General features: G+C 60.2%; 17 protein-coding genes, 1 tRNA gene and 2 pseudogenes. 4 read left to right on the forward strand and 16 right to left on the reverse strand.

All coding sequences use genetic code 11. The annotated features are described in order from the left end of the window. Window positions 1-5: 5 nt before the first annotated feature. The 4 genes from NKJ73_RS15600 to NKJ73_RS15615 all read right to left on the reverse strand — a co-directional run bounded on the left by NKJ73_RS15600 (window position 6) and on the right by NKJ73_RS15615 (window position 2,860). The gene (locus tag NKJ73_RS15600; RefSeq protein WP_023675986.1) at window positions 6-245 is read right to left on the reverse strand and encodes a Trm112 family protein; all 240 of its coding nucleotides are present in this window, start codon (window positions 243-245) and stop codon (window positions 6-8) included. 204 nt (window positions 246-449) lie between these two features. After that, window positions 450-1,121, reverse strand: a complete 672-nt coding sequence (locus NKJ73_RS15605; RefSeq protein WP_352450238.1) for an LON peptidase substrate-binding domain-containing protein — start codon at window positions 1,119-1,121, stop codon at window positions 450-452. A 163-nt stretch (window positions 1,122-1,284) separates the two neighbouring features. After that, entirely contained in the window at window positions 1,285-2,277 is a 993-nt protein-coding gene (gene trxA, locus NKJ73_RS15610) for a thioredoxin (protein ID WP_352458335.1), read from the reverse strand. A gap of 85 nt (window positions 2,278-2,362) precedes the next feature. Further along, entirely contained in the window at window positions 2,363-2,860 is a 498-nt protein-coding gene (locus NKJ73_RS15615) for a prolyl-tRNA synthetase associated domain-containing protein (RefSeq protein WP_352570069.1), read from the reverse strand. A 229-nt stretch (window positions 2,861-3,089) separates the two neighbouring features. Between NKJ73_RS15615 and NKJ73_RS15620 the strand changes: the two genes are divergently transcribed. Further along, window positions 3,090-3,164 (forward strand) — tRNA-Gly (locus NKJ73_RS15620). Window positions 3,165-3,300: 136 nt separating this feature from the next. Here NKJ73_RS15620 and NKJ73_RS15625 read toward each other — a convergent pair. The 6 genes and pseudogenes from NKJ73_RS15625 to NKJ73_RS15650 all read right to left on the reverse strand — a co-directional run. Beyond that, a complete protein-coding gene (locus NKJ73_RS15625; protein WP_023675982.1) occupies window positions 3,301-5,526 on the reverse strand; it encodes a mechanosensitive ion channel family protein in 2,226 nt (741 codons plus the stop codon). A gap of 439 nt (window positions 5,527-5,965) precedes the next feature. After that, window positions 5,966-7,036, reverse strand: a complete 1,071-nt coding sequence (locus NKJ73_RS15630) for an adenylate/guanylate cyclase domain-containing protein (RefSeq protein WP_023675981.1) — start codon at window positions 7,034-7,036, stop codon at window positions 5,966-5,968. 3 nt (window positions 7,037-7,039) lie between these two features. Further along, on the reverse strand, window positions 7,040-7,531 hold the full coding sequence (locus NKJ73_RS15635; RefSeq protein WP_245274668.1) for a Rab family GTPase: 492 nt from the start codon (window positions 7,529-7,531) through the stop codon (window positions 7,040-7,042). 15 nt (window positions 7,532-7,546) lie between these two features. Then, entirely contained in the window at window positions 7,547-10,117 is a 2,571-nt protein-coding gene (locus NKJ73_RS15640) for an OmpA family protein (protein ID WP_352570071.1), read from the reverse strand. Window positions 10,118-10,211: 94 nt separating this feature from the next. Then, window positions 10,212-10,877: a DUF3450 domain-containing protein gene (locus NKJ73_RS15645; protein WP_031211579.1), complete on the reverse strand. Its 666-nt coding sequence runs from the start codon at window positions 10,875-10,877 to the stop codon at window positions 10,212-10,214. Window positions 10,878-11,489: 612 nt separating this feature from the next. Continuing rightward, window positions 11,490-11,635: pseudogene (locus tag NKJ73_RS15650) on the reverse strand (IS110 family transposase); the annotation flags it as partial. A gap of 161 nt (window positions 11,636-11,796) precedes the next feature. On the opposite strand from NKJ73_RS15650, the gene NKJ73_RS15655 reads away from it, so the two are divergent. Beyond that, window positions 11,797-14,769, forward strand: a complete 2,973-nt coding sequence (locus tag NKJ73_RS15655; RefSeq protein WP_352570072.1) for a trifunctional glycosyltransferase/class I SAM-dependent methyltransferase/polysaccharide deacetylase — start codon at window positions 11,797-11,799, stop codon at window positions 14,767-14,769. Window positions 14,770-14,854: 85 nt separating this feature from the next. Here the strand turns inward: NKJ73_RS15655 and NKJ73_RS15660 are convergent, their stop codons facing one another. Continuing rightward, window positions 14,855-15,535: a redoxin domain-containing protein gene (locus NKJ73_RS15660; RefSeq protein ID WP_352570074.1), complete on the reverse strand. Its 681-nt coding sequence runs from the start codon at window positions 15,533-15,535 to the stop codon at window positions 14,855-14,857. A 19-nt stretch (window positions 15,536-15,554) separates the two neighbouring features. Then, window positions 15,555-18,854: an adenylate/guanylate cyclase domain-containing protein gene (locus tag NKJ73_RS15665; protein WP_352570076.1), complete on the reverse strand. Its 3,300-nt coding sequence runs from the start codon at window positions 18,852-18,854 to the stop codon at window positions 15,555-15,557. 216 nt (window positions 18,855-19,070) lie between these two features. Here NKJ73_RS15665 and NKJ73_RS15670 point away from each other — a divergent pair. Beyond that, window positions 19,071-19,296 (forward strand): annotated as a pseudogene (locus NKJ73_RS15670) (adenylate/guanylate cyclase domain-containing protein); the annotation flags it as partial. A gap of 97 nt (window positions 19,297-19,393) precedes the next feature. On the opposite strand, the gene NKJ73_RS15675 reads toward NKJ73_RS15670, so the two are convergent. The 3 genes from NKJ73_RS15675 to NKJ73_RS15685 all read right to left on the reverse strand — a co-directional run bounded on the left by NKJ73_RS15675 (window position 19,394) and on the right by NKJ73_RS15685 (window position 22,410). Beyond that, on the reverse strand, window positions 19,394-20,785 hold the full coding sequence (locus NKJ73_RS15675) for a hypothetical protein (RefSeq protein ID WP_352570077.1): 1,392 nt from the start codon (window positions 20,783-20,785) through the stop codon (window positions 19,394-19,396). A gap of 203 nt (window positions 20,786-20,988) precedes the next feature. Next, window positions 20,989-21,513, reverse strand: coding sequence for a GNAT family N-acetyltransferase (locus tag NKJ73_RS15680; protein ID WP_352450247.1), 525 nt, complete (start codon window positions 21,511-21,513; stop codon window positions 20,989-20,991). A 72-nt stretch (window positions 21,514-21,585) separates the two neighbouring features. Beyond that, a complete protein-coding gene (locus NKJ73_RS15685; protein WP_352570078.1) occupies window positions 21,586-22,410 on the reverse strand; it encodes a hypothetical protein in 825 nt (274 codons plus the stop codon). Window positions 22,411-22,614: 204 nt separating this feature from the next. On the opposite strand from NKJ73_RS15685, the gene NKJ73_RS15690 reads away from it, so the two are divergent. Next, on the forward strand, window positions 22,615-24,030 hold the full coding sequence (locus NKJ73_RS15690) for an adenylate/guanylate cyclase domain-containing protein (protein ID WP_352570079.1): 1,416 nt from the start codon (window positions 22,615-22,617) through the stop codon (window positions 24,028-24,030). A 37-nt stretch (window positions 24,031-24,067) separates the two neighbouring features. Here NKJ73_RS15690 and NKJ73_RS15695 read toward each other — a convergent pair whose 3' ends face one another. Continuing rightward, complete coding sequence (locus NKJ73_RS15695; RefSeq protein WP_352457162.1) at window positions 24,068-24,547, reverse strand: class I SAM-dependent methyltransferase; 480 nt, start codon at window positions 24,545-24,547, stop codon at window positions 24,068-24,070. Window positions 24,548-24,676: the final 129 nt, after the last annotated feature.

The following is a 24,676-nucleotide window of genomic DNA, read 5'->3' on the forward strand; positions in this document are numbered from 1 at the left end:
AGCACTCAGGGCGTTCCACCCAGGCGCGGCGGCGGTGGCATGGCATCATCTATGGTGATGACACGCGCTTCCGATGGCAGCATGATCGGAATGCCGTCCCGCACCGGATAGGCAAGCTTTGCCACCCGCGAGATAAGCTCGCCGCGCTCCGGATCCCAGGCAAGCGGCCCCTTGGTCAGCGGGCAGGCCAAGAGTTCCAGCAGCTTGGGGTCGACAGTCCTGTTCCCGTCACGTCCATCCGCCATTTGGTTTGTCCTTCCACAGGGCAATCGGGTTAAGGTTTCGAGCGCGAACTTCCTTCTCCCCTTGTGGGAGAAGGTGGCCGAGCGAAGCTCGGTCGGATGAGGGGTGTTCCAGCTTGGCACCGACGACACTCCGTCCAGCACCCCTCAACCGTCTTGGCGTTGCGCGCCAATCCACCTTCTCCCACAAGGGGAGAAGGCAAGAACCTACTGCAAACTCGAACCGAAATCCTCATTGTCGCGCGCCAGCGCCATTTCGGTGATGGCGATCAGGGTCTCGGCGCGTGTCTTCAGATCGGCCGCTTCGAGCAGCGCCTGTTTCTCGGCCGGCCCGTAGGGCGCCATCATCGACAGTGCGTTGACCAGCATGGCGTTTTCGGCGCGGCTGACGCTTTCCCAGTCGGCCTCCAGATCGTTAGCCTGCAGATAGGCGCGAAACGCTTTGAGCAGCGCCGGCCGGTCGATCTCGGCGTCTGCCTGCTCCTCGTCGAGATCGGCGAGAAAGGGTGCCAACCGGCACTGCCGGAACGGTGTTTTGACCGTGAGCTCCTGGACAATACGGAACCGGCACACGCCCTGCAGCGAAATCAGGTAACGGCCGTCGCCGCTCTCGGACAGCGCAATGATGCGCCCGGCGCAGCCGACATTGCAGAGCTCCGGCTCGCCGTTGGGACGCAGCGCACCGTCAAGGCTGGGCTGGATCATGCCGATCAGCCGCGGCCCGGCGATCGCCTCGTCGACCATCTGCAGATAGCGCGGCTCGAAGATGTTGAGCGGCATGCGGCCTCCCGGCAGCAGCAATGCGCCCTCAAGCGGAAAGATCGGCATGGTCGACGGTAAGTCCGCAGCGAGCCGGTAATGCGCGTTTCCCGCCTGCACCTCAATCCTCCGATCGCTTTGTCAGGAAGCGCACCAAATCCGTCTCCTCCCGGCCGGCACAAGGCGCAACACCGGAAACCTGAAATCGAACGCCGTCCGAAAACCTAATCTGGCGCAGCCGCGGCCCACCGCAAGCCCGCGCGACAAAACAGTCTGCGCCGGCTCAGGAAAACAGCAGCGACGACAGTTTGCGCCGTGCCGACAGCGTTGCTTCGTCGGTCATGCCCCATGCCTCGAAGAGCTGCAGCAACTGGGTTCTGGCGCCGTCGTCGTTCCACGAGCGGTCGGCCTTGATGATCGCCAGCAGATTGTCGGCCGCCGCCATGCGATCACCCTTGGCGTTCTGGATCATGGCAAGCTCGAACCGTGCCTGGTGATCCCCGGGATTTTCGGCCAGCCGCCGTTCCAGTTCCGCCGGATTGCCGAGCACTGCTGCTTGCGCGGCGAGCGCCATCTTGGCCCGCAGCGCGGCGAGCTGGGGCGCATCCTTCTTTGCTTCCGGCGCCCGCGCCAGCACCGCCTCGGCACCTTCGGCATCGCCGGCCTCGAACAGCAGATCGCCCAAGCCAGCGATCGCCTCGATCGTCTCCGGCGCCTGTTCCAGGATGGCATCGTAAATGTCGGCCGCCGTCTGCACGTCCCCGGCGTCGCGCGCTTCGGCGGCCGCGGCCAGCGCCTCGGCCACTTGCGGCGCGCCACCGTTCTTGCCGCCGACCTTCTGGATGAATTGCGTGATCTGGCTCTCGGGAATGGCGCCCATGAAGCCGTCGACCGGCTGGCCGTCCTTGAAGGCAATGACCGCCGGGATCGACTGGATGCCAAGCTGGCCGGCGATCGATGGATGGTCGTCGATATTCATCTTGACCAGCTTGACCTTGCCACCGGCGGCTTTCACCGCCTTCTCCAGCAGCGGCGTCAATTGCTTGCAAGGGCCGCACCACGGCGCCCAGAAATCGACCAGCACCGGCTGGTGACGCGATTCCTGGATCACGTCGGCGGCAAATCCAGCGGTCGTTGTGTCCTTGATGACGTCGGCCGGCGCCTCAGCAAGCGCGACCTTCTCACGCGCGGCATCGGTGCCGCCATATTGCACGGTGGTGGCATACCGGCCGCCATTGCTGCCAAATGGGCCGCCAAAGGGGTTGCTATCACTCATCTCGTCGCCTTTCGGTCGCGCCGCCGGCCAAGGGACGGGCGCAACATCCTTCTTTAGAACCCGGTTTCAGTCACCCATGTGGCGATCATGCCGAGACTTTCAAGATAACAGCATCATGTCCGGTTGCCTCGACGAATTTGACCAGGTCCGCGGCAGCGATGGAAGTCGTCGCTTCGTTGGTCAGCGGGTGGGCATTGACCACCGCATGGCTCATCAGCTCCTCGTCCAACACGACCTTGATCCTTCGCTCGGTGTCGTTGATCAGCCCGAACACCGTGACCGCGCCCGGGACGACGCCGAGAAGCTCCATCAGCATCTCCGGCCGGCCGAAAGACACGCGCCCGGCAGCGCCGATCAGATGGTGGATATGCTTGAGATCGACCACCGCCTCCTCGCCGACGCTGACCAGGAAGAAATTGTCCTTCTTGTCCTTGAGGAACAGGTTCTTGGTATGGCCGCCGGCAATCTCGCCGCGCAGCGCCTGCGAATCGGCGACCGTGAACAGCGGCGGATGCCGCCGCGTCGATACCTCGATCCCGAGTCCGGCAAGAAAGGCGAAAAGTTCGGCTTCGGTCTTCGGCATCGGTCTTTCTTCTGATGGCCCGCTTTCAACGGCTTGTTCGGCTAACGCCGTTTACGGCCAATGATGCGGCCAAGACAAGCCCGTCGCGCAACGCGGGGGCGATTGCCTTGCGACGTCTCGCAGGAGGCTTGTTCGCATTGCCGACGAAGCAAAAAGCCTGCGAATTCCCTGTTGCAATCGCCGCGCTCTTCAGCCATATAGGCGCGGCTTGCGGCCCAAAGCCGCGCGAGCGGGTGTAGCTCAGGGGTAGAGCACAACCTTGCCAAGGTTGGGGTCGAGCGTTCGAATCGCTTCACCCGCTCCAGTTTCCTTGAGGGGAATCAAGCGATTAAGAGGCGCCTTTCGGGGCGCCTTTTGCTTACGTGGCGAAAAGAGTGTCCCTGCCTGCCATGAGCGATGCGCGGAAAGCCGCGCTGTGACCAGCAGGTGTCGCAGCTTTTCTATTCCGTTGTGCTAGCTTTTTTTCTGCGCCGAATAGTGTGCGACTGCGCGACGGCCATTTTCAACTCGGGCGTGATCTCCAACGGTGCATTCTCTGCCCCATGTTGGTTCTGTAGCCCCTGGACCTGGACGGTCGGAAATGGGAGTTCGATGCCCTGCTCCTTGAAGACCTGGCGGAGGCGTACATAGAATTTGCGTTTCATACCGAAGGCGCCTCCCGGCTTGGTTGTGGCCTTGACCCTCAATACGATGCCGTATTCGCCGAACTCCTGTACGCCCTGCATCTTGATCGGGTCGAGCACCCAGTGTTTGAACTCGGGATCTTCCGCCAGTTCGAGGCCGATCCGCTTGATCAGCTTGCGAGCGAAGTCGATATCGGTGTCATAACCAACGGTAATGTTGAATTTGTCGATAACCCAGTCACGGCTCTGGTTCTGGACTGCCCCGAGTTCACCGAAAGGTATCGTGAACAGCGGACCACGATGGTGGCGCAGCTTCACCGAGCGCAGCGAAAAGCTTTCCACAGTACCCTTGTAATTGCCCGATGAAATGTATTCGCCAACACGGAACGCATCATCGAGCAGAAAAAACACGCCTGAAATGACGTCCTTGACAATGGTTTGTGCCCCAAAGCCCACGGCGACGCCGACGACGCCTGCGCCGGCGATCAATGGGCCGATCTGGATACCCAGCGAGGCGAGCATCATAAGCACCGCCATCACGATGATCGATGCGAGCAGAATATTCTGGAGGATCGGCAAGAGCGTGTGCAGCCGTGCCTGCTGCGGATCGAGGATCGGGACGTCCTCGTCGCTGATCACAGGGTGCGGTGTTTCGATGCCCAGCTTTCGTTCGATCAAAGCTTTGATGATCGACCAGCCGAAGTCGGCGGCGAGGGCAATGACCACGACATTGATCAAGCCGCGCAATATGAACGTCGTCGTCGTATCGCTGTCCCGCATGGATTGCATGTCCAGACCCCAGACACGTGCGAGAAGGTAAGCCGCCGCCAGGATGAAAATCATTCGGATTCCGCGATCGATGACAGCGATCGTCACCGCCGGGATCGTGGGCCGGCCGACATCTTCCGAACCTGGCCGCAGAACGAAATTAACCCCGCGCTGCGTCACCACGATTGCCAAAGGCAGGAAGAATGCGGCGAAGGTGAACCAGAAGTATGTATAAAGGCCGGCGATACGCTGCAGGAACAGGACGACGAAATAAGCAGTCAATAGCCATGTCGCTTCCGTGTGACCGATGTGGCGCGCACCGTCTCGCTGCGTTCTTGGCCGACGCCAAATGGCGAGCAGCAGGAGCAACAGCAGCACGAAATCGGCGCCCAGTGACAGGACCATCATTCCGTCCTGATCGATGCCGAGACCTGGCAAGAGGATAAACGCGGCGCCGAAGAAGGCGAAGACGCCGACGATCCGGGGTAGCCAATAGGACCAATGGTCAGCCGCTTCGTTGGTGATCGGCAAAGCACGAACCTCGACGGCGTTCTCGACGTTCATGAAGGAAGGGACGAGCATCGCCATGACGTACATGCGCACACCCCATGTAACGACTGCCGCCATCAGAAATGTCAGTACAATCTCGCGGATAAGCATCGGCCAGTCGAACAACATGAACGCGCCGGCGCTGCCCAGTGCGAAAGAGACTATCAGCATGCTGGAATAAAGCAGGCGGCCACCAATCTTCTTGGCTCGCCCAACGGGCGTATCCTTCGGTTGCGCGATAATCCAAAGACGAAATGGACGGGTGAGCTTGAACGTTGCCCAAGTGAGTGCCAGGCCGGCAGCGATGAACATTGCAATCAGCACAAATACGCCGGCAGGCCCCTTGCTGGACATATCCTCCATCGTCTCTGCCCGAACGCGCGCGAACTGGCCTGGCAGCAAGGGCAAAGTTCGCACGATTCTTTCGATATGATGCCTGATCCCATCGAGCGTCGAGGATGCCATCGTATTCATCTGGCCTGGTGCGGCCACGGCGCCGGACGATGCGTCGGTCGGCGAAGCCCCTCTCTCGGCGGGCGCTCCCGTTGACCCGGCGTCCTGATTTCGCTGTTCGGCCACCCAGGCCTTCACTGACGGATCGTCGAGAAGCTCGAACAACTGTTTGACCCTTTCAGGCGGGACGGTCGCCGGCGCCTGCGCCTGCGCCTGACCAGCCAACAAAAGGGCGATCCCAAAGACGAGCGGCCTGGCAATCAGGGCAAACATCGCAGTCAGGTCTCCGAGACGCCGTGCCGGGCGCGCCAGGTTCCTGGCTCCCAATCGTCGAGTCATGAGTGGCATCGTGCTGTTAACCTTCCGGTCAGATCGGCGAGCAACGACATCTATGTCCGTTGTTGCCCTACCTTGAAGAAACCGATGTTGCGGTGCAAGACGTCATCGTTCCGAGCCAGACCGTTGCGCCGGGTACTTGGCGGTGTTTATTTAGCCGCGGGGGCAGGGCATTCCGACCTCGGCCCAGGCCTCCGGCCGTTCTATGAACTGGGCATCGACGTTAAATCTCAGGAACTGATTTCCTGAGTTGACCAGGACAGACCTTTGGCGGTCGCTCGGTGGTCAACTGCTTCGCGCACCGCTGCGGACATTCGAAACCATGATGTTGCTTGAGATGCAATGCGCTTCCGGGTCGGCACTGCCATGCGGCAAATCAGGCCGGGAGCCGCCACATTCGCACACGACCTGTACCACGCAATTCCGTTTCCTCGAGCGGGTCGCAAGCAAAATTTGGTCCAAGCAGTTGATGAGTTGCATCCGAAATACGGATTTCATCGGGCTCCGCGGACGTTTGGATACGTGCGGCGAGATTAACGGTGTCGCCCCATAGGTCATAGGCAAACCGCCTTTTGCCTATGACGCCCGCCACGATTGGTCCTGAGTGAATTCCAATTCTGAGTCTTATCGGTTCTCCTGCGAAGCGTTCGAGCTTAACCGCCTTCCGCAGTTCAAGCGCATAGTGCGCAAGGGCTTCCGCATGATCGGATCGCGCGGCGGGCAGGCCAGCGACCACCATCACACAATCGCCGATTGTCTTGATCTTTTCGCAGCCGTATCGCTCCGAGAGCAGATCCGCCGCTTTGAAGAAGTAATTTAAAATAGCGAGCGTCGTCACGGCTCCGACGTTCCGCGCTCTTTCCGTAAAACCGACGATGTCGGCAAAAAGCACACTCACCTCTGCGTAGTTGTCTGCAATTTCTTCGTGCGCTTTTAGCCGCTCCGCGATAGACGCCGGAAGAATGTTGAGGAGCAGGGCTTCGGCGCGCTGGTATTCACGCGACAATCCCTCTTGGCTCGCCCTCAACGCCTCGTTCATCGATTGTAATTTCTCGTTGAGTTGACGCTCCCTCTCTTGCAGGAGCGTCATTTCATAAGCCTTCTGTTGAAGCCGCTGCCTATTGTCGCGTTCGGCATTGGCGTCAAGAAAGAGCAGCCACACGCAGGCATTGTCAGCAAAAAGATGGAGGTCCGCGACACGCCCGCTGGGAAGTTCGACCATGGCCATATCATATGGAAGCTCCGGGCAGGGCAACAAACCTTCCATGAATTCAAGCTGCTCGGCAACAGGCTTACCTATGCGAACTGACGAGAGTCCGTAATGTTTAACGTTACCGCCCTTCGCAGCTATGCAAAGCTGGGCGTCGATTTTCAGATATGCGACCGAGCGCTCGTTGTAGAAGAAATCGTAAATCCAGCTTTTAACTTCTCTTGGCAAGACGTGCATGGTTTATTTGCTGACCATCGAAGCAAGTTGACGAAACGCATCATCAACATGCTCACCCGAAAGCGCACTTGTTAGATAGACTTGCCATCCAAGTTGCCTCAGTTCGTCAATTTCACTATCCGATATTGCCCACCGATCGGCCAGATCGGATTTGTTGAACAGCAATACAAACGGCATAGCGCCGAATTCAGCCTCGGCCCGCTCGCGCAACGTGAGCGCCACGGCAAGAGTAGCAGCGCGTGTTCCATCGACGACAAGCACGAGCCCACTCGCACCTCGCACATAGCTGACGCGGAATGAGCCGATATCGTCTTCGCCGGCCAAATCCCACAAAATCAGATCCACGGTTTTGTCCGGGAATGCGACGCTCTTCTTGTCGATTTTCACTCCCACCGTGGTCAAGTAGGTTTCTGAAAAGATGCTTTGCACAAACCTGCGAACCAGACTGGTCTTTCCGACAGCGAACCCGCCCAACATGCAGATCTTCTTTTGCAATATCCTGGGCTCCGCCTAGTGGAAGTTTACCGTAACCGAAACTCTGCGGTTGGCGGAGTTCCCGGTTCGGCTATTTTCAATCTCCGCTGGCTCAAAGGTGCCCGCGCCGCGAACCAAGAGCAACTCCGGATCGACGCCGCGCTTCTTGAGAAGCGCACGAACTGTTTCCGCGCGCGCGGCGCTGATCGACAACTTGGCCGTTTCACGGCCCGTCTCGTCCGAATGGCCGGTCAACATGAACTGTGCTGTTACGCCTGCCTTGCGGGCGGCCTTGGCCAATTCCTTCAACTGATTCGCCAATTTGTCGAGAACCGGCAGTTGCTCTGGTCCCGGTACAGCCTTGCCAGAATCGAACAAAATGTCGACCGCTTGAATAGCCTCCCTCAAATGAGTGAGTTGCGGAGGGGTCAACTCACGCAGCTCGGAGATTTCTAGAGAGAGTCCGTCCGCGGACAGCTGTTGGGCGGCGACCCGCGCCCGATCTATCCAGGCGGCAGGAGCTTCACCCTGGGCAACGATGCGATCCTTGATGATCGAAAGCCGTACTGAATCCGGCGGAGTCAGCGACGCCATCAGCCGCTTCACCACGAACTTCGGATCAAGGCTTTGATAGAATTGCCACTGTGAATGAACGCGAGCAGGATCGACCCCTGTTCCGGACAGCAGAGCCTTCGGGTCGGCGGCCTGCGGGTCTCTCAGGCCGGAAATATAGAAATGTCCGCCCCTCGCCGTTTGTTGGGCGACGATGATTCCCGCTTGGGCCTCCAGTCGCGACACATAAGTCTGCCAGTGCTCCGCCGCGCGTGCTTCGGGGCTCACATCACGAACCTTGGAGATGTCGAATTCCGGTCCGCCTGCCGAAAGCTGTCGGGCCGCTGCGCGTGCGCGATCTATCCAGGTGTCGGGAGCCTCACCCTCGGCAACGATGCGATCATTGACGATCGAAAGTCGTACTGAATCCGGCGGAACCAGCGACACCATCAGCCGCTTCAGGACGAACTTCGGATCAAGGCTCTGATAGAATTGCCACTGCGAATGAACGCGGGCGGGATCGACCTGCGTTCCGGACAGCAGAGCCTGCGGGTCGGCGGCAAGCGGGTCTCTCAGGCCGGAAATATAGAAATGTCCGCCCCTCACCGTTTGTTGGGCGACGATGATTCCCGCTTGGGCCTCCAGTCGCGACACATAGGCCTGCCAGCGCTCCGCCGCGCGTGCTTCGGGGCTCACGTCACGAACCTTGGAGATATCGAATTCCGGTCCGCCTGCCGAAAGTTGTTGGGCCGCTGCGCGCGCCCGATCTATCCAGGTGTCGGGAGCCTCACCCTCGGCAACGATGCGATCATTGACGATCGAAAGTCGTACTGAATCCGGCGGAACCAGCGACACCGTTAGCCGCTTCAACACGAACTCCGGATCAAGACTCTGATAGAATTGCCACTGCGAATGAACGCGAGCGGGATCGACCTGCGTTCCGGCCAACAGAGCCTGCGGGTCGGCGGCAAGCGGGTCTCTCAGGCCGGCAATATAGAATTGGCCATCGCGCACCTTTTGTTCGGCAACGATGATGCCCGGCTGGGTCCCCAGTCGCGACACATAGGCCTGCCAGCGCTGCCCGGATTGCCAGGAAAGAAAGAACCAACCGCCTGCCGGAATCAAAACCAGCAGGACTGCAGCCACGACCAGCCACGGAAATCCCTGGTTTGATTCCTCCTGCTTCAGTTCAACACAGGTCTGCAACTGCGTCTCTACGCCGGCCAACTGCGAACTGTCGCCGTCAAACTGCTCTAGAGCCTGTGAGCATTCATCATGGATGCGAAGCAATACATCGCGAATTATTTCATGTAATTCCTCCGGCGGATTTCCCCGGATCACCGCAACCAAGGTCGCAAACGGTCCAACTTCCGACCAGAGACGAAGCTCCCCGAAACGAATGGTGTCCAGGCCGCTCTGTTCTTTCTCGTTAAATGAGTCTTTTACAAAATCTTGAATTGCACTAAGCATAGAAGAAATGAGTTGAGGATCTTCGCTAGTTGCATTATCGGCAGTTACATGCGCTATCAAAAGCCCGGAATTGCGATTGATTAGAAAGACGTGTTCTACACGATAGACAAGAGAATGCTTAAGAACAACTTCTGAGAAGCTTGCTCCTGTTCTCCAGGCTTCAAGTCTCCACTTGAGCCCATGCCAGGTAAATATATGTCTTAAAGTTTCATTCAGCGATTGAAAGGTCTGGTCGATCTTTTCGCCGATCGACTTGCGAATAGCCGGCAGAAACACCGGGTACAATATATCCGTCAGCGTACGCGGGCTCTTCTGGATGGACCGTTGCACGGCCCTCTCGACAGCTGGCGCAAGGGCCTCTCCGAGTTGCGCATGAGGCGCACGTGCGGCTGCACTGGGGAGAACGCTCCCCACTGCAGCCGCAAGCTGCTCGGGTTCGTCGAGCAGGTGCGTAACTCGTGAAAGCTCCGAAATTTCGCCGCCGACCAGCAACTGGCGCAGCGTTTCCATGCGAGGATCGGCGGCTGGAACGCCTTCGAGACGCGCACGATAGTCCGGATCAACGTTCCGGGCAATTTCGATCAAAAGGCGAGCCAGAGCCTCGCGATCAATCTCTGTATCGTTCGAAGCTGCTCTTTGAGGGAGGCTGATTGGGTCGACAGTCGACGTCAAGTTCCGATCAACTCACTTTCCAGGTACGCTCCGAGTTGTTCTTGCTGCCGACGGGATCCTGATTTAGACATTTTGCAACCTCGACAAACAGGCCAGCCAAAAGATTTCTGTCGGTCTTGACATTGCCAAGATCGGAAAACATTTTCTCCATCAGCATCTGAATGCTTTCATTCTTTTGCTTGATTTCCTCACGCAGCAAATGATCGTTTCGATTTATCCGGTCCGCAACTTCCCGCTCAAGCTCGCTCAACTGATCCGACAACGCGCGCACCTGCTTTTCGAGCGCCTGATTTTGCTCGCGAAGATTCCGATCAATCTCCTTGTCGGCGTCGGCTCGCGCGTCTTTTTCGTTCCGCAATTGCGCCGCAAGCGAGTCCACCTGCTTCTTTGCATTTGACTCGTACATTTCAAGATTGCGCTTGGCCTCGGATTCGACATCCTTGAAGCGCTGCAAGACCCGTTCTTCAAGCTTGGAAAAGCGGCGGTCATAGTCCTGCATCTGGTTGCCGAACAGCAGATCACGTATCTTGTCGACACCTACAGCGTCGCCGGGGGCCCCGCTCTCGCGAGCCTGGCCCGCCATGAAGGTCAGCCCGCTTCCGTCTGCATTACTTATCAGATTTGCGTCCGCTTTATTTGCTGAAGAAGCGGTATTCGAAGATTCCTTGGCCATCTTTATGCCCCCTTCTTTGAACAATTGCCACAGTGCACCACTCAGAAACCAGCAAGCATGCCAGCAAAATACCCGGCTCGCAAGCCGGAATCTTCTTGGCTTAAGCCAATTCGTGCCTCCCTTTTACATCTCTTGGACTAGCAGCAAATGCACGAGTTCGGATTGATGTCGCTCTCGCATCTCTTTGTGATAGCAGCCATAACCGGCTAATCTAATCGATCATTGGACGCAATCTACTATCGAAATGAGTAATACAATGTCAGGCTATAGCTACTGGAGCGCAATTAAGTAGCGCAGATTCATTAGAAGTGTCTAAAGTAGCTGGTCTGGCGGTGCACGTACCGTCTCGCACCCGACTGTATACTGCGACGATCAGCTTCCGATGCGGGCCCAACGGTAGAAGGAAGGTCTTCTTTCGCACGGAGAATGGCTGTTCGAGAATGCACCTCGGAATCGAGGCGTTTCGGTCGATAGGAGGGGAGCGACAGTCCCAATAACTGCAGTCATTCACACCAAAGCTTCAGTGGGCGGCATTTGTTGCGCCCCCAATTGCAAAAGACGTCAGGTTGCCATAGCTATTGCACTCATACGGTGCCCGGGACCGCCGCCTGTGGTCATGGCGCCGACTCCGGGGATCGACATGAGTATGCGGCATGCTTGGCTTTGACGTGCATCTGCGACAGCTGGCGCCCAAGCTCGGCGGCACGGATGCGAATGCTGTGCCAGGCTTCCAACTTCGGTAGCACGACAGGAGCAAGCTCGCTCTGCAGCCAAATGGCGGCGTCGCGGCGGCTCGGAAGAGTTCGCAGGAGACTGTTTGGACGCAGCGTCCCTGAGGACCGTTTCCTTTGGCAGGAAATCGCCGGCTATGTTTCGGGACTCTTGTTCTACCTTCGAACCAACGCGCGGGTTACACGGCGTGGCGCATAATCCCTTGGTTTCAATCGTGGTTCCTGCGCACAACGCGGAGGTAACGCTGGCGCGCGGACTCGATTGCCTTCTCGATCAGGAAATAGTGGATTGGGAGGCGATCATCGTCGACGACGCCTCCACGGACCGCACCCCCGCGATCATCGCCGGTTATGTGGAGCACGATGCCCGGTTTCGGACGTTGAGCTCTTGCGCGTATAGCGCCGCCGGCGCGCGCAATATCGGGATGTCGACAGCGCGCGGCCACTGGCTCATGTTTCTGGATGCGGACGATTGGGTGGATGCCAGCTTCCTTGCGAAAATGCTGGCCGCACTTGAAGCCGCGCCCGATGCGGTCGCCGCCTATTGCGGTTCCCGGCGCGTGATGCCCGATGGCGAACTCACCCAGTCGAGCATCGCGACGGAGGTTGCGATCCAGCCCTTCGAAACATTCGCGCGCCGGTGCGCGATCCGCACTCACGCGCTGCTCGTCGACCGGAAGACAATTGCCGAGTTGGGCGGCTTCGATGTGTCGCTGCGCACCTGCGAGGACTGGGATCTGTGGCAGCGCCTCGCACGTCTAGGCAAAAATTGGGTGATGGTCGACGAGCCGCTCGCTTTTTATCGGGTCAGCCCCAACTCGCTCAGCCGCAATTCGACGCAGATGCTGGCAGATGCGGAAATCGTGATCGCCCGCGGCTTTTCCGCCGATCCCAGGGTCAAAAACCCGGCATCGGCTCACGCCAATGGAGCGATCGAGGCGAACGGCCGCACCGCTTCAGAAGCACTCGCGTGGTTCGCGTTGTGGAACGCCGCATCGGATTGCGGCTGCGGCTCGCGCTCGATCAACCCGCAGTCCCTGCGCACGCTCCCGGCAGGACGTAAGTGGGCGCGTGAGATCGCCAAGGTGGCCGTCGATGGCCTTATGGTAGGAAGCCTGTCGGTGCCAGCGCAATTGGCTGCCAGGTGGGACAGGTTCGGCGGCTCCCTCACCGAGTTGATCATCGAACTCGGCAAGGTCTGGAATAATCCCGACGCGGCTCGCCGCGTGCAGTATCACTTTGAGCAAATGCTGCTCGATGTCGACGATCTTGCCGCGCCGCGCAGGCTGGCGCGGACACTTGGAATTCGTGTCGACGCGCGAAATCCGGCCTCAATCGAAGTGCCGGAAGGAATCGATCAAATCTATGCCCATCTGATGATGGATGGCCAGATCGAGGCTCTCGTGCAGTTCGGCGTACTCGGGAGAGTGACAAGGCGTCATTGGATTGAATTGATCCTGAATTTCGTGCCCCCTGAGCGGCCTATGCACAGTGCCGCGCGACTTGCGAGGCGATCGCCTGTAGATGCACCGCAAAAGGGCGCCGGTGCCGACAAGTCAAACATGTTTGCAGCCGAGGCATTGTTGTCCATGGCGGGACGCCGGTCTGATCGGGACAGCCATTTCGGCAAACTCGCGCGATTGGCCGCGGAAGCGCAGGCGCTGGTTCGGTCGAGCGCCGAAACTAAAGAGCCTTTTACAGCGCCGCGCCGTGCACGGGCCGCGGATGGGCGCGACAATGATCGCACATCTTTCTGGAATCGCCATTTCGCGACCGAGGATCCCTGGAACTACGGTTCGCCCTATGAGCAGGAAAAATATGAGCGGCAGCTCGAAATTCTGCCTGCCGGTCCCATCGGGCGGGCGCTTGAGCTGGCCTGCGCGGAGGGCCACTTCACGCGGCAGCTGGCGCCGCGCGTGGGCCATTTGACCGCAACTGACATCTCCGCCGTAGCCGTCGGGCGGGCGCGCGCGCGATGCAGCGATCAGCCGAATGTTGAGTTCGGCGTACTGGATTTCTCTGCGGACACGCTGCCGGGCGAAATGGATCTGATCGTGTGTTCGGAAGTGCTCTACTACCTGGATGATCTCGCCGATGTGCGGCGCATCGCCAAAAAACTCATTGAGGCGTTGGCGCCTGGCGGCAGTTTCATCAGCGCACACGCATTCGTGCTACGAGACAATGTTGGAAGGACGGGCTTCGACTGGAACACATTCGGTGCACAAGCGATCTCAGAGACGCTGGCAGCGACCGACGGCCTCGTCCTCGAGCAATCGATCCAGACCGAGCTCTACCGCATAGACCGCTTCCGCCGCCTGTCACCAGGCGACGTTGCGACGGAACCGATGGTAGATCATGTGCCAATCCGCGCACCCGTTGAAATCGGGGTCGCGCGAAATATCGTCTGGGGCGGGGCGCGGGCCTTGCGCCGCGACGTGGCACGTAGCGAGCGGCGGCAGCGTATCCCTGTCCTCATGTATCACAGCGTCGCCGATGATGGTCCGGCCGCGCTCGCCCGTTTTCGGCTCGCGCCCGCCGCATTCGCCAGCCAAATGGCATGGCTGCGCGCCAATGGCTTTCACGCGATTAGGTCCGAGCAGCTGGAATGGTTCATCGTCAACCGTCAGCCTTTCGTTGGCCGCCCAGTGCTCATCACGTTCGATGACGGCTTCCAGAACTTTGCCGACCATGCCTGGCCGGCCTTGCGCACGAACGATCTGACCGCGGAAGTGTTCCTGGTGACGGACCTGGTGGGTGAAAGTGCACAATGGGACGCCTACAGCGGCCCGCCGACGCAGCTTATGGACGCCGGGACGGTGCGACGCCTCGCCGGCGAAGGTGCGTTCTTCGGAAGCCATCTGGCGACGCATCGCGCGATCGATGGTCTGTCGAGCTCTGACTTGGCCGCCGAGCTCCTGCGCTCTCGTATGTTCATCGAACGATGGACCGGTCGGCCAACCACGGCGTTCGCGGCACCCTTCTCTGTCACCGACCGACGGCTTGGCAGGCTGGCCAAGGAGTGCGGCTATCGAATCGGCTTCGGCGGCAGACACGGGCCGGCGGACCTCGATTGCGATCCCATCGACCTTCCGCGCATCGAGATTCGCGGAGATCACTCGCTCGATGACTTTGTTGGCAAAGTCGAGGCCGTGCTCGCATGAACGGTGAACTTGTCAGTATCTAGATTTGTAACAAATTGGTTCCGCTTTTTATTCGGTGTCCCGCCCGCTTACCTCGTTCGCAAGTCTATTGGGCGACTTGGGATACGGCTGACATCAGCTCCTGCGGGCTTGGCGCCCCAAACATGTATCGCCCACCCTCTGGAACCTCCGTGAAGCTCCAGCGGACGATCCCCTGCCGGTCCAGCAGGAACTGACCGACCAATTGTCCGTGTCCCGTTGCTAGCATCTGCTCGTCGGCTTCGGTCAGCTCGTAATGGTCCCTCTTGTTGAGGATTTCGCTGGCCGCAAGAGGATCCATAGGACCGGGCAACTCGCCTGGTATGTCGACCCGCATATCCTTTGCCGCTGCCATCGAGACCTTGTACGGCCAGTTCGTCTCGTTTTGGGTGAATTCGAGATTGGGCAGTCCAAAAGCACGATGTGAAGCGCGTTCAGGATCGGAGGCCGCAAGCAGATTCGGCATCGGATGGTAGCGGAAATAGAGACGCGCCCGTTCGATCGGCGTGTTGACCACCGTCAGGCTCTCCACGCCCTTTTCGCGCAGCTCCGGATCAAGCCGCGCCTGGGCGGCGATATGGCGCCGGCAAAACGCGCAATGCAGACCTCGAAACAGGCCGACCAGCACCGGTTTTTGGCCGCGAAAATCGTCAAGCGCGATCTTGCCTTCCTGGGTAATGGCGTCGAGTATCACGTTTGGCGCACGGTCGCCCGGTTGAAGCGGCACCAAGTCACTACGCGCGGACATTTCCAACCTCCAACCCCGGCTAGTCGAGAAAAGGCAGCACCACAAGCGCTTCCGGGTCGAGCCCGTGCTGGGCGCATATACCCTGCGCCAGGGAAAAGTAGCGTTCGGCCTCGGCCAGATTGTCGAGGTCGAGATTAAGCGTTGCGAGACCATCATAACACGGAAACAGCAGTTGGGGTTCGCCCGTTTCGCGAGCTACGTCCAGTGCTTCGTGGAACAACCCAACCGCCAGGTCCGGACGGCCGTTGCACTGGTGGATCTGCCCAAGCACGATCAACGGCACCGGCAGGTGCTCGCGCTGGTCGAGCGCCCGGTCGAGCTCGATGGCCTTCTCGGCAGCAGGCACGCCCTCCGTTGGACAGCGATCCGTGAAAGTACAACAAGCGACCGCCAGATTGGCGAGGAGGCGCGCCTGGAAACCCAAATCACCAATACGGCGCGCCACTTCAAGACCGCGCCGACAGACCTCCATCGCTTTTGCGGGATCGATGGTCGTGTAAAGCACGCCGAGATTGGTGTAGCCGCGGCAGGCCGCGCCCAGCAGACCGGCGGCTTCGGCCAATTCAATGCTACGCTCAACCTGACGCACGGCCTCACGGTTTCGCCCAAGGCGAGCCAGCGCGACAGCCTTGGTGTTGAGTGCCTCGGCGGTCACAAGAGTGGCATCACACCTTACCTCGGAGACATGCTCCGTTGTCAGTGTGCCTACGCAATCCAGCGCCGCGTCTGCCCATTTTGCCGCGAGAGCGTGATCTCCGCTACGGAACGCCTGTCGGCCACGTTCTTGCCACAGATGCGCCTGCTCGATCGGGGCATCCGCTCCATCGAGGAGCGCTGCCGCCTCAGCATAGCGGGGTTCTGCCTTGTCCCGCTTGCCGACATCCCAGAGCAGCCGACCGATCTTACGCAAAACTCGCGCCGAGGCGACGCGATTGGCCGACTCGCGGTATGCCTGCAACACCGTCTCGTAGTGGTGGTGCGCGATCTCGCGGCGGCCTGCCGGGCCGCTCAAATCGGCAATGCGCTCTGCAATTGCCAGTTTGAGCGGTGTTTGCCCGATCGCGCCCAACGCAGTCAGTGCTCGCTCGTAGAAACGAAGGGCGTCGTCGTTGGCATATATCATGCGAGCGCGATCGCCTGCCGCCTGCAGGTAATGCGCGCCCTTCTCCCGCTCGGCGCTCTGTGCAAAATGATGACCGAGCACCGTCAAATCCTCGAGCCGTTCCGGCTCGTCGCCGCACAGTTGCTCCAAGGCAGCACCGATCCGCCCGTGGATTTCGGTCCGGCGTTGCAGGAGCAGATTCTGGTAGATCACGTCCTGCAGCAATGTTTGCGTAAAGCGGTAGCTTTGAGACGAGACCGAGCCTGATCCGGCAACTTCCTCGATGATTTCCGCATCGCAAAGCAGTTCGCAGCCGGCTTCGAGCCGGCTGGGGTCGGCTGTCACGGTTTTCAGAAGTGTGGCATCGAAGCGCGGGCCGATTACCGCGGCCTCCTGGGCCAACCGGCGCACCTCTTGGGGCAGCCGGTCGACTCGGGCAAGCAACATTGCCTGGATAGTGGCGGGGATGCCGTTTGCGACTTCGCCTGCCACAGTCCGCCATCGCTGGCCCTCTCGCACCAGTACACCGCGATCGATAAGGCCGCGAACGATTTCCTCTACAAAAAGGGGGTTGCCGCCCGCGCGCTCGAGGATCTGGTCGAGAAGCCCTCCCGCGGAGCTTACCCAGCTCTCGCCGAAAAGCGCTGCCAGCAGGCTGCGTCCGTCATCATTGTTGAGTGGCGGAAGCCTGAGCGCTGTGTGACTGACCCGACTTGAGTCGAGCTGGTCGTTGTCCGGCGCCGGACGATGCGTGACCAGCAACATCAACCGCGTGCGTTCCAACCTGTCCATCACGAAACGTAGTGCCTCGAGCGACACGGCGTCCGCCCAGTGCAGGTCTTCGACGACAATCAATAGCGGCGACAACGCAAGCCGCCGTTCGATGATTGTGCGGACTGCGTAGAGAATTTGCCGCCGCAGCTGCTCGGGCTCGACATGCTGCAAGGTGGCATCGGGGTCGCCAAGGCCAAGCACATGGTAGAGCAAAGGCATCAGCCGCTTCGCCTCCTCGCCCTGCAGGCCGAGATCGGCAAGCAAGCCTGCGAGCTTCCCCCGCATTTCGTCCCCATTGTCGTTTTGCATCATCCCGGCAGCGCTGCGCACCACTGCGCCCAAGGCGCCAAAAGATTGTTCACCCAGCGGTGAGCACGTGGCCTGCCGCACGGCGACGTTGCGAAAACGCTCCTCGTCGCCGACGCGGGCGACGAACTCCTTCACCAGCCGCGATTTCCCGATGCCGGCTTCTCCGACGAGGCGGACAAGTTGGGCCGAGCCGCCGCACGCCTGGTCAAGGCTCGCCATCATTCTATTGAGCTCCGCACCACGACCTATTAGCGGCGCACTGAGGCCGAGCGCCTCGAGCCCGCGCGCTGCACGCGGCACCGCTAGCGGTGCGTCCAGTCGATGAACGAGCACGCTGCCGGCCTTGCCGCGAAACACGACATCACCCAGCGACTCGTAAGAGAAGGCATGCCGGGTCAGCCTGTGAGTGAGCTCGCCTACCAGCACCTCACCCGGTGCGGCCAGCGATTGCAGGCGTTGCGCCGTATTCACTGTGTCGCCGGTCACGGAATAGGATCTGGCGGTGCCGATGCCCAATCCGCCAGTAACGACCGGACCAGTGTTTATGCCGATGTGGAGTAACAGAGGCGAGCCGGAGTGGGGGGTGCTTTCGCCGAGCCGCGCCGTCCGGGCGATCATGTCGAGAGCGGCGCGAAGCGCACGTTCCGGATCGTCCTCATGCGCGACCGGCGCACCGAACAAAGCGAGCAGTGCATCGCCGATGAATTTGTCGACGAAACCACCAAAGTTTCGCACGGCCGCCGTCAATTCCTTGAACAGTTTGTTCTGCAGCGCTTGCATGACCTCGGGGTCGAGCTGCTCGCTGAGTGTCGTAAAGCCGCAAAGGTCGGCGAACAGGACCGTTACCGTCCGGCGATCGGCGTCAGAGACGGGATGCAGCCCTTCTTCGTTTTCGATGTTCGGAAGCAGCGACGGAGTTCGAGAAGACGGCACAATGGTCCGGCTTGGTGCCGGAGCAGGCCGTTCGACGGCTTTTGCGGGCGCACCAACGCTTGCCCCACATTTCGGACAGAACTCGAAATCAGGTGCGCAGGTGTAGCCGCAACTGGCGCATGGCACGGGCTGGCGCCTGCCACACCTCGGACAGAAGGCGTAACCGCCCTCAATCTCGAAACCGCAGCCCGAGCAGTCCATCGAACAAGACCTCACTAGTGGCCGTGACGGCGTGATCTCGCCCACACTTCACGGCCAGGCTATTCACAAGGATGCACCGATAGTCGTCGACGGGCAAGCGGCAGCGAGCGATCCGTGTGGGTCCGGTGGCAGAGCGCTGCCCATTCGGGCGGCTGCGTGGCCGTCGTCTGCGAAAGTTCCCTCTTACCCTCCGTCTTCCTGCTATCATGAAGATGAGAGGCCGTTGACCTCTTGATGCAACGGGCTGACTCGCAACGCTGTCACCGACGTCTCGCGCGCTTCCGGCCCGCAGCTACGGCCATCTGGGCCGTTTCGCCGAAGCCCGCGCAGCATGGCAGGAGGTGCTTCGCGTCAATCCCGACTATTCGTTGGAATACCGTCGCAAAGTCTTGCCCTACAAGAACCGGTCGATTTCGAACACGTGGTGGATGGGCTCCGCAAGGGGCGGTGCGGTGCAATGACAGGTGAGGCCTATGCGGCCGGATCAGACGCTAGAGGCTCCCCGATAGATCGCCGTCGCTTGCGGTTGCGCACTAGTCTCAGGTCGGCTTGATCTCTGCCTGGCCGATCTTGCGCCATCTGGCGTTTTCGCCAACCAGTTTCAGGTCGTCGGTCGTCTCGGCAAATGTCCGCAATCGGTATTGCCGGAGCAGGTTTGGGAAGAGCGCCACTTCCGGCAGGCCGGCAAGCTGCTCGCGGACTGAGATCTTTTCATCGATGACCCGCATGCCCCAGGCATTTTCCCGAACCTGCAGCTCCGCGGCCAGATCGCGCTCTTCCGGCGCGTTTTCGTCCAGCACGGCCAGAAGGATCGAGTGGAAAAGCGCTACGTAGCCAATCTGTCTCAGGCCGCCCACGACCCGCACGCGCGGCAATATGGCAAGGACAAGGAACGTCAGGAACAAGTTCGGCAGCAGCACGCCTTCCAGCAGCGCCCGCCTGAGATGTGGCCGCTCGAACGGGATGGAAAGACCTTGCGGCCTGTCAGGCTCGATCAGGTGCCCGTTCTCGAGAACGAGCTTGCGCACGCGCTCCTCGCGGATGCCCCAGAAATAGTCCGTGGCATTGGGCAGGAATCTGCCAAATGGGCTCGATGCGGCCTCTTGCCAGGCATGTTCGAGACGCTGGCGTCTTGCGGGTTCAATGAGCAGCCTGGAAAGAAGGCTGCCGTCATATTCCAGATGCCGCGCCATGGCAGCCGCGGCGGCCCGATCATCGATGAAAACCGGTAGGGCCATGCCGGCACGATCCCAATTGGCGACCAGATCCTGGTTCAGGGCAGTCAGCGCATCGGCGGCGGTTTCAAACACCTTGTCCTGGCTGGCAAGCAGTGTGCCCAGCCAGCGGCTGCCATCCGTTTCGTCGCCCACCGCTTCGAGCGCGCGCTTGTTGAGGGAGACGGGACCGGCCACGCAGGCGCTTTTGCGGCACAGTTTGTGGCGCCCCATGCCAAAGAGGTTGATCTTGTCGTCGCCGACGTCGAGCCATCCCGGCCCCTCCCGGCCAACTGTCTCCATGGTCATCGTCGTTCCCATGAAGCCGACGAAGGCCGACAGCCCGTTTTCGACCGCGCCGAGCCAGGCAAGCAGGAGGGCATCGAAGGTGATCCGGTCCATCAGAAGCAGGCAGTGCAGGCCGGACTGAATCACCGGTCTGTGCTCGAACTCGTCGAGGGCTTTGCCGATCTCGTCAGGCTGCATGGTCATACCGAGGCGCTGATGCAGGACTTCGCGCAGGATCGAGCGGGCAGCGATCGCCGGGCCCGATGCAGGCCTTGCCACCGGCCGCCAAAGATGGCGGGCGTAGTCGGAAACCGGTGCATTCCAGTTCTGCTCGATGTCGCGCACGACCTCCGGGCAGAGCAGCGACAGCACAGCCAGAATTTCCACCGGAGGCGTAGGGGTAGAGGTAGGATCAAAGACGGCGGTCATTGGTCCCGTCTAGCCGCTTGCGGTGCAAACGCCAAGCGAGACCAGACTTGCTGGATGCGGCCGGCCCACACATAGATCGTCAACTCGATTAAGATGGCGTGAGACGAAATGGCCGTATCCTACGCAGCTCTCCATGAGCAATCACCTGTTCGCTCGGCACGAATTGTCAGACTGGCTAAACAGCTAACGCCAAACAGCGGATCTTAGAACCGCAGCCGGGCCATGCTCAGGAGGTCGTGGTACTGCCCGTCGGTAAAGCCGGCCTTCACATGCCGGCCTTCGACCTCAAAGCCGTGGCTTTTGTAGAGACGGAGAGCCGCTTCGTTGTCGGCATAGACGGTCAATTCGACCCGCTTCAGGGCGCGCCAGTTGTCGGCCACGTCAAGCAGCGCGCCAAGTATGGCAGAGCCGATACCTTTGCCGACAAAGGCATCGTCAAGGCCAATATTGATCTCGCCGATATGCGAACGGCGCGGTGAACCCTGCACGACCAGGCTGCCATGGCCGACGACCTTGCCGTCCAGCTCGGCAACGATCCAGGTGGTTTCCTGGCCGGACTTGGCAATGCGCCGCGCCACCTGCTCCACCATCTCGAAAGGCATCCTGAGCGTGCCCCAGCGGAAGCCCGGCATGTTGAAGATAGCGCAAAGCGCCTCCGCATCGCTTGGCCGGACGGACCGCAGCAGCGGCTCGATTTTCTCGGAGGGTGGCGAGGTCGTGCTGGTCATGGCGTTCCCGGCGAAGGCAATCGGCCCGGTACGATGCACCGGACGCCACCTGAAAATCCAGCCGTCTCTGACCTATGATGCCGATTGCGAGCTAAAATACCGGGAGGCGGCGTAGAGTTTGAAGACGCCGCTGATGCCTATCCAGCCGAAAAGGGCGAGCCAGCACAATGTCCCGGTCGCCGTCCAGTCGATCCGGTGCACCGCAGCGTCGGTGATGACGACGCCGAGGATGGTAAGCAGGCCAACCAGAAACTGCGCCAACCCGAGCACCAGCAGTTCCTCGCGCGGCGCGCTTCTCCAGACGAGATATATACCGCCCGCACCGGCGAGGAAGATGGCGCTGTAGACCTGAGCGTGGAAGGCATCGATCGGCCATGGCCAGATGCCACTGAATGTCAGGGGAAACAGCAACAGGCCGACGCCATAGAGCCCAAGGATCGCGGATTCCGCCGGCATGTAGCCGCGCCATGCGGGATTTAAGGTCACGCCTTTTGCAGAAGGACGGGCCCTGGCCCGCCACAGGGACAGCCCGGATACCGCGACCGATGCAAGATAGACCAAAAACCACAGCCAGGGCGCTTTGCGCTCGAAGTTGAAATAGCCGAGATTGATGAACGAAGCCACCGACACGATGACGGTGAAGATGAAGGCCATGACGAGCACGAGCCTGCCGGGCGACCAGCGATTCCAGACCAGCAGTGCCGCCATCACGACCATTTCGGCGGTGTAGAAGCCACCGAGGAAGCGCGCATTGAACGGCGTGACGGCCCAAGGCCAGCCCGGTTTCACCATCGCAGGCATGAAAAGCAGGCCGGCGCCTACGATCAGGACGACGATGACCCCCGCAGAAAAAAGGCGCAGGGCCGCGGGAAATGGCGGATTGTCTGATGTCGGCATGGGAGAAAATCCCAAAGATGAATGCTCCATGGACCATCATAGTGCTGCTTGCGGCCGGTTAAAATCCGCCGAATGGAAATTGAACGGTCACCAGGCTTATCCATTCGAATGGCCGTACGGTCCGTTTCGAAGTAAGATGGAATACTCGGACCAAAGATCGGTCCGGTCAAAATGCCTCGAGGTGCATTTTCCGGAGCCTGCACGATGAACGAAGCTCAGGATCTATTCTCACTTCTGCGACAATCGGCCGATGTCGATCCGCAGGCGATCGACGCGATCAAGCGAACCATCGCGGAGGGCGAGGACCACGAACTTTGCCGCATCAATGCGCCAGCCTTCGCCAGCAAGCATGGCCTCGACGAGGAGCGCGCAATAAGCGCCTTTCTCCATGCGGCGCGGGTGGGCATCTTCGACATTTCCTGGAATGTTCTGTGCCCCGGCTGTGGCGGCGTGCTCGACACCAACGCCACGCTGAAAACCCTGCAAAAGGACGAATACACCTGCGCGCTGTGCTCAGAGGGCTATTCACCGACCCTCGACGAGATGGTCGAGGTGACATTCACCGTCAGTCCCCGCGTGCGCAGGATTGCCGCCCACAATCCACACGAACTGCCGGTGGCGGAATATTTCCGCCAGATCTACTGGGCGTCCGGCGTCGATCTGCCGGAAGAGGATTTCGCGAAAAAGCTAGAAGCGTTCTCCCTGGAGGATATCGAGCTTGCGCCCGGTGAAAAGGCGGTTCTGACCATACAGCTTCCGTCTGAATTCATCATCGTCTTCGAGCCGGTCACCCATTCAGCGCAGTTCATCGACGGGAAGGGCGAACCAACAAAGGAGCGCCGGAGCCTCTCTTTGGCCTTCGACCGCGACCATGTCCAGAACCAGACGCTGGAGATGCAACCCGGCCCGTTGCGCATTTCGCTGGAAAACCGGACCGACACCCGCGTGCTGCCGACGGTCTTCATCGCCGGCCAGGCATTGCATGATTTCCTGGGAAAACGCCGGCCCTTCCTGACCGCCAAGCGCCTGCTCACCAACCAGACGTTCCGCGATCTCTATCGCACGGATACACTCGACATCAACCAGCGCCTGAAGATCACCAGCCTGACGTTCCTGTTCACCGACCTGCGCGGATCGACCGAGCTTTACGAGCGGGTGGGCGACCTTTCAGCCTTCGATCTCGTGCGCGAGCATTTCCAGGTTCTGCACGAGATCGTCACGGCGGAGGCAGGCGCGGTGGTGAAGACGATCGGTGATGCGGTGATGGCGACCTTCGCGACGCCTGATCGTGCGATTGCTGCAGCCCTCAGGATGCGCGATGCCATGCGTACGCTCAACGACAAGAGCGGGCGCGAGGATCTGCTGCTCAAGATCGGAGTCCATGCCGGCCCCTGCATCGCCGTGTCTATGAATGAGCGACAGGACTATTTCGGCCAGACGGTCAACATTGCTTCGCGGGTCCAGAACCTTGCCAACGCACAGGCGATCTTCGCCACTCGGGCGGTGGTCGACGACAATCTCACCGCCGATCTCTTGCACAGGAACGCGCTGACGCCCGCGCCCCACGAGGTCTCGCTGCGCGGCATTGACCGGGAGATAGCAGTATATACGATCCCCTGAAGGCTTGGCCCCTGAAGATTTGGCTCGTCCCGGCCCCTCACACGCGCCTACAGATAAAATAACGATCGGCGGGAACCGAAGGTGGCGGCGGGAGGCGTTGCAACTGCGGGTGATCGAGCGGCGTGCCGCTGACCGCGATGCCGCCGACGCGAAGCAGGCGCGCGGTCAGATCGGGAAGCCAGGTAGAGGTCACTGCATCGCGATCTTCATAGCCGGTGCCGATGTCGGCATGAACAAGAGCGGCGTCGATGCCAATGAACCTGCTCGCCGTCTCGCGTATTTCGCCGAGCACGAGGTTTTCAGCTTCGGGAATTGAGCTGGCGTGTGCGGCAAGTGCGCGGTCGAACGCTACGATCCGGCGTCCGGGCAGGCGCTCGCGCAGATGGTGGAACGTCCGGCCATTGCCGAGGCCGAGCTCGAGCACGGGCCCCTCCATCTTTGCCACCTCGGCGCAGACATGATCAAGTATGTCGCGCTGTGCGGTCATCCTCCGGATGAAACTGTCAAGGCGACTCATGTGCGATTGTATGTCCAGAACCAGTTCACGAAATCAACTGCCCCCGACCAGAGCGTTTCGCGGCTGAAACCCGAGGCCGACGTGTTAAACCCCGATCGAGTCTTGCCGCGTGTAGAGGCGGACGATGAA

The sequence above is a fragment of the Mesorhizobium sp. M0074 genome, from assembly GCF_040322975.1.
GTDB lineage: Bacteria > Pseudomonadota > Alphaproteobacteria > Rhizobiales > Rhizobiaceae > Mesorhizobium.

What these genes read in the sequence shown, in the direction of transcription:
- NKJ73_RS15600 (WP_023675986.1), bottom strand. Translation starts at nt 245, where the DNA reads ATGGCGGATGGACGTGACGGGAACAGGACTGTCGACCCCAAGCTGCTG.
- trxA (WP_352458335.1), bottom strand. Translation starts at nt 2,277, where the DNA reads ATGAGTGATAGCAACCCCTTTGGCGGCCCATTTGGCAGCAATGGCGGC.
- NKJ73_RS15615 (WP_352570069.1), bottom strand. Translation starts at nt 2,860, where the DNA reads ATGCCGAAGACCGAAGCCGAACTTTTCGCCTTTCTTGCCGGACTCGGG.
- NKJ73_RS15625 (WP_023675982.1), bottom strand. Translation starts at nt 5,526, where the DNA reads ATGTTTGCCCTGATTGCCAGGCCGCTCGTCTTTGGGATCGCCCTTTTG.
- NKJ73_RS15630 (WP_023675981.1), bottom strand. Translation starts at nt 7,036, where the DNA reads ATGCACGTCTTGCCAAGAGAAGTTAAAAGCTGGATTTACGATTTCTTC.
- NKJ73_RS15645 (WP_031211579.1), bottom strand. Translation starts at nt 10,877, where the DNA reads ATGGCCAAGGAATCTTCGAATACCGCTTCTTCAGCAAATAAAGCGGAC.
- NKJ73_RS15660 (WP_352570074.1), bottom strand. Translation starts at nt 15,535, where the DNA reads ATGTCCGCGCGTAGTGACTTGGTGCCGCTTCAACCGGGCGACCGTGCG.
- NKJ73_RS15665 (WP_352570076.1), bottom strand. Translation starts at nt 18,854, where the DNA reads ATGGACTGCTCGGGCTGCGGTTTCGAGATTGAGGGCGGTTACGCCTTC.
- NKJ73_RS15675 (WP_352570077.1), bottom strand. Translation starts at nt 20,785, where the DNA reads ATGACCGCCGTCTTTGATCCTACCTCTACCCCTACGCCTCCGGTGGAA.
- NKJ73_RS15680 (WP_352450247.1), bottom strand. Translation starts at nt 21,513, where the DNA reads ATGACCAGCACGACCTCGCCACCCTCCGAGAAAATCGAGCCGCTGCTG.
- NKJ73_RS15685 (WP_352570078.1), bottom strand. Translation starts at nt 22,410, where the DNA reads ATGCCGACATCAGACAATCCGCCATTTCCCGCGGCCCTGCGCCTTTTT.
- NKJ73_RS15690 (WP_352570079.1), top strand. Translation starts at nt 22,615, where the DNA reads ATGAACGAAGCTCAGGATCTATTCTCACTTCTGCGACAATCGGCCGAT.
- NKJ73_RS15695 (WP_352457162.1), bottom strand. Translation starts at nt 24,547, where the DNA reads ATGAGTCGCCTTGACAGTTTCATCCGGAGGATGACCGCACAGCGCGAC.